The sequence below is a fragment of the Sphingobacterium alkalisoli genome (genome assembly GCF_005049105.1).
Lineage (GTDB): Bacteria > Bacteroidota > Bacteroidia > Sphingobacteriales > Sphingobacteriaceae > Sphingobacterium > Sphingobacterium alkalisoli.
The window spans coordinates 72,236-87,889 of the sequence record NZ_SUKA01000008.1 but is presented as its reverse complement, the minus strand read 5'-3'; the positions used below and the strand labels follow the sequence as shown (position 1 = coordinate 87,889).

Below are 15,654 nucleotides of genomic sequence, written 5' to 3'. Positions count from 1 at the left end.
AGTGTATGCTTCATGGCCTATGATACATACTGCTATGCCATCTCTTTGAATGCGAAATGGCGACCAGGCGCGAGGTGAACGGTGCTTTATACGGGGTTAAATTTGAAAAAAAGCGGTTTACAGTCTCCGTATGCAGGGTCAAGGAGTTTGTAGCGAATTTATACAAAGATGGAGTTATTTGCCGATATATAAAATCCTTGCAATTCAAATTCACGATTTTTATGTAAGTTTGTTTTACACAGATCAATTGTGACTTATGATAAGGTAGATTTATGGGATCCAAAAGTGAAAATACACATCATATCCGGATTTTAGGAGCAGAAGAGGAGTCATCTTTTTCTGCTATTTACGATGCGTATTGGGAACGCCTATTTCGGTATGTCGTCCGTATTTTACCGGATGAAAATGACGTCGCCGATATCGTCCAAGAAACATTTATAGCCTTCTGGGAGATGCGAGGTAAATTGGAAAATATCAAATCCATAAAATCTTACTTGTTTGTCATTGCTAGAAATTTGGCTTTCAAGCGCTTTCGCGAGCAAGTGAAACATGGAGATATCGAACGTCGACTCGTTGATCATTATTGGGAAGCTGATGAAAGTATGTTGGCGGAAATAGACACTCGGGAATTGTCGGACATCATTGATGCCGAGGTTGATAAACTCCCGGAGCGGATGCGTGAGGTATTTGTACTAAGCCGTAAAGAACACCTGTCTTATAAGGAAATCGCCGAACGGCTGGAGATTTCGGACCAGACGGTAAAAAAGCAAATCAATAAATCCCTGAAACACCTACGCCTCAGACTCGATGAGGATTACATTTCATACCTCATCTTAATACTCATCATTAATTACTTTAGTTAATTTTTTTATTCTGATTATCAGTTGTTTATCGAATATTTTATTCGAGATGTACCCCCTTGGTCACGTCGTTGCACTCTTTCAATAAAGGGACCATTATAAACTGGGACTATTATAAACTTACATGCAGCGAGAAGAATTTCGAAAATTATTGCATCGGTATGCCGATGGCACGTGTACCAAAGCGGAAAAGCGCTTTCTGGAAGAAATGGTTCTTCGTGATCCCATTGTTGATAATTGGTCGTGGGAAAGTGAAGAGGCTAGAGTGTTAATGGGGATTCGGATTAGGCAAGCGATTGATAAGCGGCGTTATGCAAGCAAGCCTTCCCGGTCTATGAGGTTATGGTATGGGGGTGTTGCAGCTTCTTTACTAGCAGTTTTTGGACTGCTCTGGTCTGTCGGTGGGAAGAAAGACGTTAAGGAAAAATCTTTAGTAATTTCAGAAACAGCTTCTTATCCGTCCGATGGTGTCCGGCTCACGTTGGCCGACGGTTCGGTAGTTGGGTTAGATGGCTTACAACACGGACTGGTGAGACATAGTGGAGGTGTCGATATCAGGAAACTTGACGGCGAGCTGGTTTACGAGAACCCATCGGATTCCAAGTCGGAGATTGCGTTGGAGGCGCCAGCACAAAACACCCTCCATGTTCCCAATGGTAAGCAATTTAAGCTGGTCTTACCCGACGGAACAAATGTATGGATGAATACAGCAACAACGCTGACTTATCCTGTAGCATTTACGGAGAGTGAGCGTAAGGTAATATTAGATGGGGAGGCCTATTTTGAAGTAATGCCCGACCGATCAAAGCCGTTCAAGGTGATGGCGCAAGGCCGGGAAATCATGGTGACGGGTACGCATTTCACGGTCTCTGCATATGCTTCAGATAATGAGGTGCGTACCACGCTATTGGAAGGCGGTGTAGATGTGCACCATCAAGGCAAGACGCTTTCGTTGACTCCAGGTTTTGAGGCCGTTTCCTCGGCAGATGGGAACCTCATGAGGAGACAGAGCAACTTGGAGCAGGCGATGGCTTGGAAAAACGGCTACTTTTTGTTTGATGATATGGATGTGATTTCGGTCATGCGTAGTGTGTCGAGGTGGTATGATGTACGGATAGTCATCGAAGCGAATGTCCCTAAAAAGCGCTTCGGAGGAAGTTTTCCGATCACCGCAGGAATCGATGAACTGTTGGCCGACTTGGAATTGGTCGGCAAGGTTAAATTTGAACGTAACGGAAAGGAGGTTAGGATGATATGGTAACCTGAATCTTTACCCCAGATTAGCAAAAAAAACCGAAAGTGCGGCTAACGCTTTCGGCCAGAGCGGACATGGTGCTGCAAAAAGGCTAATCCAATGGTTAGTTGATACGTGCAACTGACAATGATAAATTTAACAGAATAATCATTTTATAAGAACTGTAATAGTTATTGCTACGAAACCATCATGATTTATTCTTTCACGTGGGAAATGAATAAATCTGATAGCTTCATCGCAGTTAAAAAACAAATTATATCCAGATGAAAAAAAATAGGCATAATATCGGGTTGGTTATCACGGTGTTGGTGATCAGCTCGATGGTAAGTTGTAGCGAGCATATTGTGAATCCAAATCCGGAGATTCCGTTGGAGGATATACCTGTAATAGCGGATCGACGCTTGTCAATCAACGGTATTGATCTTGATCCAATGACCACGTTGGAAGAACCAATTGGCATCCCTCCAGGCGCGACCAAGGCTCACGTCCGGTTGACACTAGCCGGTGCGATTATGAGCACTGCTTATGTACAGGTTAATACAAGTACCGGCGGAGCAAAAGGATTCAATGTCAATCGAGACATATCCACTCCTTTCAAATATCAATATTGGCGTCCAGGTGACGATGCTGACCTTTGGATTACGGTTGATATTATCAATCCGAGGCACACCCCTGGCGATCAATTCAAGATAACTTTTCCCGGCGAAGGGACAGCCGGTCCTGTTGCTTGTTTTTTCCAGATTCAGGAGGGCGCAGTCAATGAACTTCCGGCCGAAATGCCCTTCCACCGTGATCCCCTTGTATTGCACGCGGATGGGGTAACCCCATCCATGGATTTGGATATGGGCGCCATTGAATGGTCGGATAGCGGTTTCGATGCCGACGGCAACCCAGTATGGCGCTCCCGCCTATCTCATGGTTATTCTCAGGCTAGCAACGGTGAGACTGGCCTGTACACAAACGTAGAAGCGTTTCCGGACCATGCGGTGAACCCTCAGACCCGTGAGGTGGACAGCGAAGGACGACCATTCGTTCGGCTGCATACGGTGAAGTTTGAAGAGCCCGTTGTCTTTAGCGGCAAAACATTTCCCTTTCAGGCGTCTGTATTGCAAGGTTCGAAATTAGATGAATGGAAGTATCGCCGTGGTATTTATCGCGCGCAGATACAGACCCCTAGCCGTCGCGGAGCCTGGTCTGCTTTTTGGGCGGTAGGGAGTGTGCTCAGTACGGGTGCTAGCCAGTGGCCGCCGGAGATCGACTTCTTCGAGAGCTTCAATGGAGCTTATGGCGCAGCCTACACACCGCGCTCGACAAGTTCTGCGCAACATATCGGTGTGCATGGCTCTAATGTGCGGGATATGGTAAATGGTCTGAAAAGTGAATTGGACCGTGTCCCCGGTTTCGAACTGGACATAGATCTGAATGCTGAGCCCCACGATTACGCCTGTATTATTGAAGATGACTGGATTACGCATTTCGTTGATGGCAAAGAGACCTTGCAGCATAGAAATATGCTTGATAGGGCTGATGGCAATACAGATTGGGCTTTCTACCCTATAATAAATGTGGCCGTGAAGATAGATGCTGGAAACCCCTATAACGAAGGAACTTCGGATCTACTATGGTATGGTCTACAGTATTATGCTCCCGGTTCCGGATGGTACGTACAGTAATTAGGAGCTATAATTGAATGCGACCCGACGGAAGTCGGAAATATCAAAATTGAACACAAATGAAGGAGGTGTAAATATGGAGACTTGAATAGATCCCCAATAATGGATTCCCTGTGAGGGCATAAGCCCAAAAAAAGCCGGAAGTGCGGCTAACACTTCCGGATGGCGCGGTAATTTATGCCGCAAACAGGCTAATCCAATGATCAATTGACAATATATAATTGGCAGTTGACAATGATAGATTTAACAGAATAATCATTTAACCTGTATAACAAATGTATGCAATTTGTATTGCAATAACGTGCGGAATTTGCAAAAATTGCAAAACGCACAGAACTTATAAACCCGCGACGTATTATCGCGACCTCATTAAGCTTTTGATTATGACTAAAATCATATTCGCTATCGTACTGATGACCACTGTCCGCGCCGGAGCTGAGGTGTATGCCCAGAAAGTGAGTATTACAGCTAAGCAAATTCCGTTGAAAACGGTTTTTGCTGAATTGCGCAAGCAGACAGGCTATCATTTTCTTTACCTGACCGATGATTTGAAGGACACTCGTCCAGTGAGCCTGAGTTTTAATCAAGCTCCGTTAGTTGAGATCTTGCAGTATTGTTTTACCGACCAGCCGCTTACCTACCAAATCCGTGGAAAAAGGGTGCTGGTATCGAGGAAGAAAACCTTGTCGTCGATTTCTGATGAAAACCAGCCGCAGGAGATGGTGTCGGGCCACGTCGTGGATGATCGAGGTAAGCCCCTGGTAGGCGTATCGGTGACCGTGAAGGGTACGTCCACCGCTGTCACGACAGATGAAAGGGGAGGGTACAGTGTTGCGGTTCCAAATCAGGGGTCTTTAGTTTTTACTATAGTGGGATATAAACCGCAGGAACACCGCGATTTCAACGGAATAAGTCGTCGTCTTGATGTGACGATGCAAGCCGTAGTGAGCGATCTGGAAGAAGTGGTTGTTGTGGGATATGGTACCATTCGCAAGTCCGACCTTACGGGATCCGTAGCACAAATCAAATCGGAAGATCTGCAGGCCGTACCAGTTTATAACATGGAGCAAGCGTTAAAAGGACGTGCCACGGGTGTGCAGGTGACACAGAATTCGGGGCAGCCGGGTGGGCGGATAGAAGTTCGTGTCCGGGGTGGAAATTCGATGATTGGCGACAACCAACCATTGTATGTTGTAGATGGATTCCCGCTAACCGGCGACTTGAATTTTCTCAATCCAGCGGATATCGAATCCATTGATATTTTGAAAGATGCTTCCGCCACGGCAATATATGGGGCTCGCGGAGCCAATGGTGTAGTGATCATCACTTCAAAAAAAGGAAAAAAAGGAACGCCCAGCCGTGTAGAGCTGAACAGCTTCTATGGTTTACAGGAGGCGACAAAAAAATATGATTTGTTGAACGCCCGCGACTATGCCATCATCGCCAATGAATGGTTGAGAAATGGAGGGCAGGATCCGTATTTCGATCTTGATGAAGTGCAGGATCCGGGCACCGATTGGCAGGATGCCGTGTTGCGCACGGCGCATATCCAAGACCATACCCTTACTTTTTCGGGCGCATCGGAAAAGACGCAATACTCGCTATCTGGAAACTATTATGATCAAGAAGGTATTTTGATCAATACCGGAGTGAAACGAGGTTCGGTACGGTTAAATCTTGGACACGACGTGAAAGACTGGTTGCGGTTGAATGTGAATCTAAACCTTTCACGGAGACAGCAGCTGGCCATTCCGGTAAACAATGGCTTTAGGGGCGGTGGCTCTATATTATCTGCGGCTGCATCGGCACCGCCTACACTATCTATATATGACGAAGATGGGCTTCCCGCCCAAATCGAGCGGGCTTATAGCTTTGGCTCTTCGGATATGCAAAACCCCATGATTTTCGCGCAGGACCAGACAAAGTCACTCGGTAATACCGGTCTCGGCAATGCCAGCCTGGATGTAAAACTTAGCGAAAATCTAACGTTCAGAACGATGGTTGGTTTGGAATACGCCTATACGTTGGAGGATCAGTTCCGTCCCATTATCTTTGAGGTAGATCGGGGTTATGCCCGTCAGCAAACCTATTACCGGAGTTCTTTTTTGAATGAAAATACACTGACGTATTCCAAAAACTTTAATGATATACACCGGCTGACGCTATTGGGTGGATTTACCTATCAAACGGACCGAAATCGCGATTTCCGGATCGATGGAAGTGGACTGCCTGGCAATACCACCCGCAATTTTGACCTTTCGGCCATGGAAACAGTCAATCCGCCAACTTCGGGCATATCGGAATGGGCTTTGGCCTCCTATTTGGGAAGGGTCAACTATACATTGGCAGACAAGTACCTGTTTACGGCAAGTATTCGGGCCGATGGTTCCTCCCGCTTTGGAGCGAACAATAGATGGGCGATGTTCCCCTCTGGTGCCTTCGCCTGGCGACTGTTCGAAGAACCCTTTATGCGGGACATCGGCTTCGTCAATGACTTAAAAGTCCGCGCAAGCTATGGCGTAACGGGTAACACTGCGCTGAGTCCATACCAGTCGCTCGACCGGATGGGGATTGCGCGTACCATCTATGGTAATAATGAAGTAGTGATCGGGTACAGCCCATCGGGAATTTCAAATCGGGATTTAAAATGGGAAACCACCCAGCAGACCGATATCGGATTCGACCTCACGATTTGGGACAACCGCTTGAATGTAACTGCGGATTATTATTGGAAACACACGACCGATCTGCTCGCATCTGTACCGTTGCCGCCATCCGTAGGTTTCGGTTCCATATTCCAGAACATTGGCGAGATCAGCAACCAAGGAATGGAAGTTGGTGTAAATGTTAACGTCTTAACAGGGGAGTGGAAATGGAATCTCGCGGCGATGGCGTCATCCAACCGAAACGAAGTGGTTTCATTGGCGGGAGGTAGCGACATCTACAGCGCTGGGTTAGCCGCTGTGTGGTCAAGTACGAACATTGCACGTGAAGGTGAGCCACTGGGCAGTCTTTTTGGTTACCTCGAAGACGGATTGAACGAGAACGGATATATCAAGTATAAGGACGTTAACGGGGATGGAGCGGTGAATGCGCAAGATCGCGTTATTCTAGGTAATCCCACGCCAGATTTGATCTATAGTTTGAATTCCACCGTGTCTTACAAAGGAGTGAATCTCACTGTTTTTCTGGAAGGTGTGCAGGGTAATCAAGTATTCAACGCGACAAACGGTACACATTTGAATTCCTTTCAACGCGGAAGTAACCAATTTCAGGACTTAATGGGCAACTATTGGACGGAGGAGGATCCAGATCCGAATGCCAAGTATCCAAGAATCAGTTCGGCTTCCAATTTTGATATTTCCGACCGGTTTATCGAAGACGGCCGTTACCTCCGCTTGAAATCGGTCAATCTCGGATATGATCTTCCGGTGGCCAATTGGGGCATGGTGTGGTGCAATGCGTTGCGGATCTACGTATCGGGCACTAACCTACTTACCTTCACAAAGTACACTGGCTTGGATCCCGAGGTCAATACGCGAGGTGAGGACTCGCGAAATACGAGAGATAGAAATATAGGTAATCTGCTGCGAATGGGACACGATCAAAGCAGCTATCCAAACGCCAAAAACTATGTGTTGGGATTTAGGTTAACATTCTAATTGAAAAAAAATGAAACCGTCATGATTTGCAAAAATCACACAGTGACAGAATTAAACCGAGCTTGCGAGCTCTTGAACACCTGTGTAGCAAATAGCTATGAAAAATCATGACAGCTTCATCACCACTAAATAAAAATTAAAATAGATGAAAAAGATAGGTTTATTAGTGATTGTGGGGATCGGTGTATGGTTGACTGCTTGCCAAGATATGTTGGAAGAGGTGCCGATGGATTTCGTATCGAGAAACAACTATTACCGCAATGAAGCAGATGCGCAAGGTGCATTGAATGGTGCATATAGTACCGTGGGTAAAGAGTTTTATGGCATCGATAATTTCATCTTATCCGAACTCCATAGCGACCTGCTACTGGGCCGAGGATCACAAGCACCCATTTCAAATATGGATCAATTGCTGGACCAGCAGAATATAGGGCGTACAGCAAACCATTGGTTCAGGTTGTACCAAAGCATTAATCGTGCTAACGCCGTTTTAGCTAATGTGCCCTCGATTACCGACATCAGCGAGAGTGCACGTGCTCGGATTTTGGCAGAGGCTCACTTTCTTCGCGCGCTTGCTTACTTTGAGTTGGTGCGGGGTTGGGGTGCTGTTCCGATCAAAACCTCAGAGAGTACGGATTTATCAGATTTGGAATCACCACGTCGACCGGAAAATGAAGTTTACGATCTGATCATTGCCGACGCTGAGGTTGCAGAATTAGATCTCCTCCCAACCGTTGGTCAGGAGACCGGCCAAGCTTCGCAGTCGGCGGCAAAGATGTTGTTGGCACACGTATACCTGACTATTGGTGACTGGGAAGCTGCGGCAGCCAAAGCTGAAGAGGTAATTACAACGGGGCAGTATACGCTGGTGTCTGTACAGGAGCCGGATGATTTCTACGATATTTTTGCATCGAATACGAGTTCGGAGGACATTATGTCTGTGCATCATTCAGACATATCGCAATCGGAAATCACCAACTTCCTACACATGGGAAATAACCTGCCTTATAACTACAGCAGCACGGGATATTTTGCTTGGTTACCCAATACGAACTCCATGATCGGCGAGGAATGGGATGACAACGACTTACGTAAACCCTTCAACTTGTATACAGAAATCCAAAATGCAGCTGGCGAATGGGTATCCCTTCCTGCAACCACTCCGGTGCTATTTAAAAAATTTGTCACGGATAACAGTGGGCTCCGGACGTACAGCGTGCCGATTTATCGCTATGCCGAAGCCTTACTGTTCTATGCTGAAGCTACCTGCCGTGCCGAGAGCGGCCCTTCCACATTGGCATTGGAACGGTTGAATATGATCAAACGAAGGGCTTATGGTTATAATCCAAGCGTGGCTTCGTCAGTGGACTATCCGGCAGGAATGGGAGAGGAAGCCTTCATCGATGCAGTCATGCGGGAGCGGGCGTATGAATTCTTGATCGAGCGGCGCCGTTGGTGGGATTTGAAACGTACAGCAAAAGCCAAAGAGGCGTTTGCTGCAATCGGCAAAACGTTAATTGACGAGCGGCTACTATACCCCATTCCGGAAAATGAAATCAACAATAATCCGGCGATCGGTCAAGAAAATCAAAACCCTGGCTATTAAATATTTCACATATAACTAGTTAATTTTAATTCACAATTGATAGATGATCATGAAATTAAAAATATTCTTTGCCACTATGTCTTTTTTTTGTTGGGCATATGGCGTTCAATCCCAAACAAAGCAATACGACCTCTGTATCTACGGTGGTACCTCTGCCGGTGTAGTGGCTGCTTATACAGCTGCCAAGGCAGGCAAGTCCGTGGTTCTTATTGAACCCGGTCAACGACTCGGGGGGTTGAGCTCGGGCGGGCTTGGCCAAACTGACATCGGCAACAAATATGTAGTAAGCGGTTTGGCGTTGGATTTTTACCGGAAAATCGGAAAACACTATAACGCGTTTGAACAGTGGATTTTTGAACCGAAAGTGGCGGAAGCGATTTTTAACCAATACATGGAAGATTGTGATGCCGAGGTGAAATTTGGACAATTGCTGCAGGATGTGGAGAAGGTGGGCACTAACATTACACAAGTCCATTTCCAATCGACCGAAAACCTAGACAAACACTCACTGACAGTAAAAGCAAAAGTTTATATGGATTGCACGTATGAGGGAGACCTATTTGCCGCAGCGGGTGTATCGTATCACGTAGGTCGGGAAGCTAATAGTGTGTATGGCGAAACACTAAATGGGGTTCAATTAATGGATGGGCACCAGTTTCCGAATGGGATAGACCCGTATGTGAAGCGTGGTGACTCCAGCAGCGGACTACTATGGGGAATCCGTGATGGCGAGCGGCTTCCCGACGGTACAGGCGATAAAAAAGTGCAAGCCTACAACTACCGTATCACGCTCACTAACGTGCCAGAAAACCGTATGCCAATTACTGAACCGGATAACTACGATCCTTCCCGGTATGAGCTGTTGAAGAGACAGAAGGAAATCCAACCGTGGAAGGGATTAAATGATGTCTTTATTTGGAGCCATATGCCGAATGGCAAAACCGATATCAATAACCGCAATGGCTTTTCGACCGATATGATTGGTATGAATTGGGAATACCCCGAAGCGAATTACACACGCAGACAGGAAATCATCAAAGCCCATGAAGATTATACCAAAGGATTGCTGTATTTTGTGGGTAACGATCTGTCGGTTCCAGAGTTTATCCGCAAAGAAATGCAAAAATGGGGTTATCCCAAAGATGAATATGTAAACGATGAACACTGGAGTCCGCAGCTCTATATCCGTGAAGCTCGGCGGATGGTTGGTGAACTAGTGATGACTCAGCACCATTGCCAAGGCAACGAGGTGGTAAATGATGAAGTGGGCTATGCCGCCTATACGATGGATTCACACAACTGTGATCGGTTGGTAGTCAATGGTATGGTGAAGAACGAAGGCAACGTGGAAGTTGGCGGTTTTCCTCCATTTCCGATTTCCTACCGTGCAATCGTGCCCAAGCGTAATGAGGTTACGAATCTATTGGTGCCCGTTTGCCTGTCTGCTAGCCATATTGCTTTTGGTTCCATACGGATGGAGCCGGTATTCATGGTATTGGGGCAGTCTGCCGCAGTGGCAGCTTGTTTAGCAATCGATCAGGGCACCGATGTGCAATCGGTGAGTGTCTCGGAGATAAAAGCGTTATTGGCTGCCAATCCTAAAGCGGACCAGCGGCAGTCAGATATACTCATCATCAGTTCCGATTTGGATGCTGTGCAGTTTACCGGAGATTGGAACCAGGGTAGCAACGATGGCTACGGACGCAGCTATGTAGAGGCGAATAGCAACGACGGACAAAGTACGGCTAAATTTACTGCAGCTTCTTTGGCTGCCGGCAAGTATGATGTGTATACCTATTTTCCGAAATCCGCTAAAAGTTCCAAACTGTTTACTTATACCATTTATGACGGCAAGACTTCCGACGAAAAGCAACTGGATCTGTCGCATGTGGAAATAAAAGGACAAACATCCAGCACGTGGGTGCTTTTGGGAAGTTCTGTAGTTATCCATGATGACGAATCCGCTTTTGTAGAAATCAGTACGAAAGGTGCAGACGGAATGGTCGCCGCAAACGCAGTGCTTTTCGTACCTTCCGATGACCAAAGGTAGTCCGTGTTTTTTGCACAGATTCCTTTTCGTTAATAGTTCGTTCGACGCGCTAGAATTTTAGTGCGTGCATTGTTCTTTGCATCTATTCTGGATGCTACCGCCCATATTGCCGCGGGGAGCCAACCTATTAACGTGCATTGTAAAACGAGACATACAAAGCCCGTTAAAATTTTCCCCCTTAAAAAGAAAGATAACCAGGGAAGAAGGACGGCAATTAATATCATATTGCAATTAAATTGAGCGCTTTTGAAATAGGAGCCCTGTTATGTACTGATAGCAGGGCTCTATGTAATTAATTTACGTCGATAGTTTGGCTTTCTGGGACAGCTACCTCATCGTTTGTATGGTCTTTGTTATTTCGTTCGACCGTAATTTTACATTCTGTTAGTAGTGCGGCTAATGTACCAACGGCTGCAAAAATAGGAGCTAATAATATACCAATCACACCTAAGGTTACCGGAAAGCTCATGATTTCTTTTCCTGATTTATCCGCAATGCTAATTTTTGTTACATTGCCTTCAGCAATTAATTCCTGAATCTTCTTTAGTAGATTCTCTCCTTTTATTGAAAATGTTTCTTTTATTGACATAACATTATATTTTAAGTTGTTTTTATTCTGATATGTGGGGTGCCGTCGCTTTATTTTCTCTCTCGAAGGAAATGGTGAGATTAGTCACTATACTAATGATGATAGCGACAACGATAAGAACGGGAAGTACAATCGCCAAAACCAATGCAAAAATTAACGGAAGATTAAAGTATTCTTTACCCGCTTTAGAAGTTACTTTTAATCGGGTTGATTGTACTGAATCAAATGTGTTTTCAAACGCTTTTGTGATGTTTTCACCGTTTAAGGTAAATGTTGTTTTTGATTTCATGCTATATATCTTTTAATATTCGATATTATTTTTTATTTATACACTTCAAATATATATTATCGGGGAGGGAAGGGAAATGGGGATTAGGCAGATAGACTGCTGTACTCGGTAAAACCCATGGTTTTTTCGGTGAATTTGCTGGGTTTCTGCTTTACAAGAATTGTAATGAAAAGAGCCTTCCTGAAATCGATTTCAGAAAGGCTCTTTTCTGTTGTCTTATAGAGACTTACCCAAGACTAGTCAAGCTTTCTGTTAATATTTTAATTTTAGCTTCGGCATCCGCTTTTTTATTTTGTTCATTTTCTACGATTTCGGGTTTCGCATTTGCTATAAAGCGTTCATTAGATAATTTCTTATCTACAGATAGCAAGAAACCCTGTAAATATTCAATTTCTTTGCGAATACGCTCTCGCTCAGCATCGACATCAATATTATTGGCTAAGGCAATATAGCATTCATCTCTTCCTGCTAAGAAACTGACCGCGCCGGCTACTTTATCTTTCACAAAAGTCAATTCTTCAATGTTTGCTAATTTGATAATACTATCTTGATATTTTGAATAATCGATATCGGTCGCGTTAATGGCCAACGGTAAAGCAATCTTCGGCGAAATGCCTTTAGAGTTTCGTACATTGCGTACCTCTGAGATGATCTGTTGAACGGAAGCAAATTCCCTAATGATATTTTCGTCAAAGCCTGCTATCTCGGGATACGGAGCCACAATGATACAATCTTTTACATCGCGTTGGCCGAACAATTCATCGTGCCATAATTCTTCCGTCAAGAAAGGCATAAACGGATGCGCTAATGAAAGGATTTTTTGAAAGAAATTTTTTACCGTTTCTAAGGTTTCCTGTTCAATAGGCATTTGGTAAGCGGGTTTTATCAATTCCAGATACCAAGCACAGAAATCGTCCCAAATCAATTTGTAAGTGGCCATTAAAGCGTCTGATAGGCGGTAATGTTTGAAATGTTCGTCTATTTCTGCTACAGCTTGATTAAATCGGCTTTCAAACCATTGAGCGGAAGTCTTTTGTGCCACAGTAGCCGGTGAGTCTGTAGTTTCCCAGCCCTTTACCAGACGGAATGCATTCCATATTTTATTGGCAAAGTTACGTCCTTGTTCGCAATAGGAGACATCAAACATTAAATCGTTTCCGGCAGGTGAGGATAATAACATGCCTACGCGGACCCCATCGGTACCATATTGCTCCATTAACTCGATTGGATCGGGCGAATTTCCTAAAGACTTAGACATCTTGCGACCTAATTTGTCGCGGACAATCCCCGTTAAGTATACATTCTGGAAAGGTGCTTTTTCTGTATAGTTGTGTCCCATTATAATCATGCGGGCCACCCAGAAAAATAAGATCTCCGGCGCAGTTACTAAATCGTTGGTCGGGTAGTAATAGTTGAAATCTTCGTTTTCTGGGTTGCGTACGCCATCAAAAACAGACATAGGCCATAGTCCAGAGGAGAACCAGGTGTCTAATACATCTTCTTCCTGGCGTACGCTATCTGCCGTTTTCCCTTGGTTTTTGAGTTCCTGAATAGCTTCTTCCTTAGTTTTGGCAATAACCCATTCATTCTTCTCGTTATACCATGCTGGGATCCGTTGCCCCCACCACAACTGTCGTGAGATACACCAGTCTTTCACGTTTTCCATCCAATGCTTGTAAGAGGCCGTGAATTTGTCTGGAATCAAACGGACTTCACCACTTAGCACGTAATCTAAGGCAGGCTGAGCTAATTTGTCCATTTTACACCACCATTGCATAGACAATTTAGGTTCGATAGCGGCATCTGTACGCTCGGAAAAGCCGACTTGAGATTTATACTCTTCAATTTTTTCGATTTGACCAACCTCTTCCAGTTGCTTTGCAATTTTTTTTCGGGCGATGAAACGATCTTCTCCTACCAAAATAATTGCTTTTTCGTTTAAGGTACCATCATCATTTAAGATATCGATAACTTCTAAATTATGCTTTTGTCCCAGTTCGTAGTCATTTAAATCGTGTGCCGGTGTCACTTTCAGACAGCCGGTACCAAACTCCATTTCTACATAGGTATCTTCGATAATAGGGATTTCACGGTTTACTAGGGGTATGATTGCAGTTTTACCTTTTAAGTGTAGATAACGTTTGTCATTTGGATTGATACAAATAGCTGCATCTGCCATAATCGTTTCCGGACGAGTCGTAGCAATGATTAGATACTCGTTACTATCTTTAATTTTATAACGAATATAATATAATTTTTGCTGTACTTCTTTCCGGATTACCTCTTCGTCAGACAATGCTGTTTTTCCTTGCGGATCCCAGTTTACCATGCGCACACCACGATAGATATAGCCGGCTTTATAAAATTTGATAAATGTATCGGTTACCGATTCGGAAAGATCTGCATCCATTGTGAATTTGGTGCGTTCCCAATCACAGGAAGCGCCCAGTTTTTCCAACTGTTTTAAGATAATACCACCGTATTTCTCTTTCCACTCCCAAGCGTGTTTCAGAAAATCTTCCCGGGTAAGGGTTTTCTTGTCAATCCCCTGTTCTTTGAGCATAGCAACTACTTTCGCTTCCGTCGCGATTGAGGCATGGTCTGTTCCTGGAATCCAGCATGCATTTTTTCCTTGCATACGGGCCCTACGGATCAATACATCTTGAATGGTGTTGTTTAACATGTGTCCCATATGTAATACCCCAGTTACGTTTGGTGGAGGCATTACGATGGTATAGGGTTCACGCGCGTCAGGAGTAGAACGGAAAAACCCGTTTTCCATCCAATATTGATACCATTTATCTTCTGCTTCTTTCGGATTGTAAGTTTTTGCTATACTCATTTTTTGCTTTAGTAAAAAGGAATTAGTAAATAGGAACGCAAATTTAAGGAAATAAATGATATAAATATCAACAAACACTTGTGAACAAAATGCGAGTTGTCTAAGTTTGTGAAACCAAAATATCAAGAATGCATTCTAACCCATTACGCTTTAAGCAATTGTTATTTGATCTGCGATTTGTACTGTTGGCTTTACTCCTAGTAGAGATTGTCTGCGGATTCGTCAGTCTGAAATATGATCAAACGGAACAATTCCGGTTCGTGAATGCCATTCATCACGAATGGGCAGATTGGTTTTTCAGGTTGTTCACCAATGTTGGAGATGGCTTATTTGTGGTGGCGGTAGGTTTGCTGCTTATTTTTACGCGTTATAAGTATGCTATCCTGACTATCGTATCTTTTTTACTTTCAGGGTTAGTTGCACAGATTATTAAGAAATCAGTAAAAATGCCTCGTCCGGGATCGGTATTTAAAGATGATCCAACATGGTATACATTACCCGATTATCATATTCATGGAAATTACAGTTTCCCCTCGGGACATACGACTAGCGTTTTTGCACTAATGATGGTATTGTATTATGTTTTCCCTTCCCAGCGTAGCAATCCTTTGTTCTTTATTTTGGCTTGTCTGGCGGGTTATTCACGTGTCTACCTATCGCAGCATTGGACAGGAGATGTATATATAGGAGCGATTATAGGTTCAGTCGTTACTTTTTTGATTATTTATTTATTCCAGCATATGAAGTGGTACCACAGCAAGTGGGCCAATAGTAAATTTCGGTTGTAAATTTTAGATTAAATTTAAGTTAATTACCTTTGCCTACATT

11 protein-coding genes are annotated in these 15,654 nt (G+C 44.3%); 7 read left to right on the top strand and 4 right to left on the bottom strand.

Features of this window, described 5'->3' with window-relative positions:
- The first annotated feature begins 272 nt into the window (after positions 1–272).
- From FAZ19_RS20490 to FAZ19_RS20465, 6 genes are all read left to right on the top strand, one after another.
- The gene (locus FAZ19_RS20490) at positions 273–863 is read left to right on the top strand and encodes an RNA polymerase sigma factor (protein ID WP_136822639.1); all 591 of its coding nucleotides are present in this window, start codon (positions 273–275) and stop codon (positions 861–863) included.
- A 121-nt stretch (positions 864–984) separates the two neighbouring features.
- The gene (locus tag FAZ19_RS20485) at positions 985–2,121 is read left to right on the top strand and encodes a FecR domain-containing protein (protein ID WP_136822638.1); all 1,137 of its coding nucleotides are present in this window, start codon (positions 985–987) and stop codon (positions 2,119–2,121) included.
- 257 nt (positions 2,122–2,378) lie between these two features.
- Positions 2,379–3,788 (top strand): glycoside hydrolase family 16 protein, encoded by a 1,410-nt coding sequence (locus tag FAZ19_RS20480; protein ID WP_136822637.1) that lies wholly within the window; start codon positions 2,379–2,381, stop codon positions 3,786–3,788.
- A gap of 383 nt (positions 3,789–4,171) precedes the next feature.
- Positions 4,172–7,450, top strand: a complete 3,279-nt coding sequence (locus FAZ19_RS20475; RefSeq protein ID WP_169305726.1) for a TonB-dependent receptor — start codon at positions 4,172–4,174, stop codon at positions 7,448–7,450.
- A gap of 145 nt (positions 7,451–7,595) precedes the next feature.
- Positions 7,596–9,056, top strand: a complete 1,461-nt coding sequence (locus FAZ19_RS20470) for a RagB/SusD family nutrient uptake outer membrane protein (RefSeq protein ID WP_136822635.1) — start codon at positions 7,596–7,598, stop codon at positions 9,054–9,056.
- Between the two features lie 76 nt (positions 9,057–9,132).
- Complete coding sequence (locus tag FAZ19_RS20465; protein ID WP_136822733.1) at positions 9,133–11,106, top strand: FAD-dependent oxidoreductase; 1,974 nt, start codon at positions 9,133–9,135, stop codon at positions 11,104–11,106.
- A 29-nt stretch (positions 11,107–11,135) separates the two neighbouring features.
- Here FAZ19_RS20465 and FAZ19_RS20460 read toward each other — a convergent pair whose 3' ends face one another.
- The 4 genes from FAZ19_RS20460 to FAZ19_RS20445 form a co-directional block, all read right to left on the bottom strand.
- Positions 11,136–11,330, bottom strand: coding sequence for a YqaE/Pmp3 family membrane protein (locus FAZ19_RS20460; protein ID WP_136822634.1), 195 nt, complete (start codon positions 11,328–11,330; stop codon positions 11,136–11,138).
- Positions 11,331–11,398: 68 nt separating this feature from the next.
- Entirely contained in the window at positions 11,399–11,695 is a 297-nt protein-coding gene (locus FAZ19_RS20455) for a DUF4342 domain-containing protein (RefSeq protein ID WP_136822633.1), read from the bottom strand.
- 22 nt (positions 11,696–11,717) lie between these two features.
- Positions 11,718–11,984: a DUF4342 domain-containing protein gene (locus FAZ19_RS20450; RefSeq protein ID WP_136822632.1), complete on the bottom strand. Its 267-nt coding sequence runs from the start codon at positions 11,982–11,984 to the stop codon at positions 11,718–11,720.
- Between the two features lie 226 nt (positions 11,985–12,210).
- Positions 12,211–14,826 carry a valine--tRNA ligase gene (locus FAZ19_RS20445; protein ID WP_136822631.1) on the bottom strand — a complete coding sequence of 872 codons (2,616 nt, stop codon included), beginning with the start codon at positions 14,824–14,826 and terminating at the stop codon, positions 12,211–12,213.
- Between the two features lie 128 nt (positions 14,827–14,954).
- Between FAZ19_RS20445 and FAZ19_RS20440 the strand changes: the two genes are divergently transcribed.
- Complete coding sequence (locus FAZ19_RS20440; protein WP_136822630.1) at positions 14,955–15,614, top strand: phosphatase PAP2 family protein; 660 nt, start codon at positions 14,955–14,957, stop codon at positions 15,612–15,614.
- The last annotated feature ends 40 nt before the right edge of the window (positions 15,615–15,654 follow it).

Bases quoted from the DNA above. Each gene is read 5' to 3' on its own strand.
- FAZ19_RS20480 (WP_136822637.1), top strand. From the start codon at position 2,379: ATGAAAAAAAATAGGCATAATATCGGGTTGGTTATCACGGTGTTGGTG.
- FAZ19_RS20440 (WP_136822630.1), top strand. From the start codon at position 14,955: ATGCATTCTAACCCATTACGCTTTAAGCAATTGTTATTTGATCTGCGA.
- FAZ19_RS20460 (WP_136822634.1), bottom strand. From the start codon at position 11,330: ATGATATTAATTGCCGTCCTTCTTCCCTGGTTATCTTTCTTTTTAAGG.
- FAZ19_RS20485 (WP_136822638.1), top strand. From the start codon at position 985: ATGCAGCGAGAAGAATTTCGAAAATTATTGCATCGGTATGCCGATGGC.
- FAZ19_RS20470 (WP_136822635.1), top strand. From the start codon at position 7,596: ATGAAAAAGATAGGTTTATTAGTGATTGTGGGGATCGGTGTATGGTTG.
- FAZ19_RS20465 (WP_136822733.1), top strand. From the start codon at position 9,133: ATGTCTTTTTTTTGTTGGGCATATGGCGTTCAATCCCAAACAAAGCAA.
- FAZ19_RS20450 (WP_136822632.1), bottom strand. From the start codon at position 11,984: ATGAAATCAAAAACAACATTTACCTTAAACGGTGAAAACATCACAAAA.
- FAZ19_RS20445 (WP_136822631.1), bottom strand. From the start codon at position 14,826: ATGAGTATAGCAAAAACTTACAATCCGAAAGAAGCAGAAGATAAATGG.
- FAZ19_RS20475 (WP_169305726.1), top strand. From the start codon at position 4,172: ATGACTAAAATCATATTCGCTATCGTACTGATGACCACTGTCCGCGCC.
- FAZ19_RS20490 (WP_136822639.1), top strand. From the start codon at position 273: ATGGGATCCAAAAGTGAAAATACACATCATATCCGGATTTTAGGAGCA.
- FAZ19_RS20455 (WP_136822633.1), bottom strand. From the start codon at position 11,695: ATGTCAATAAAAGAAACATTTTCAATAAAAGGAGAGAATCTACTAAAG.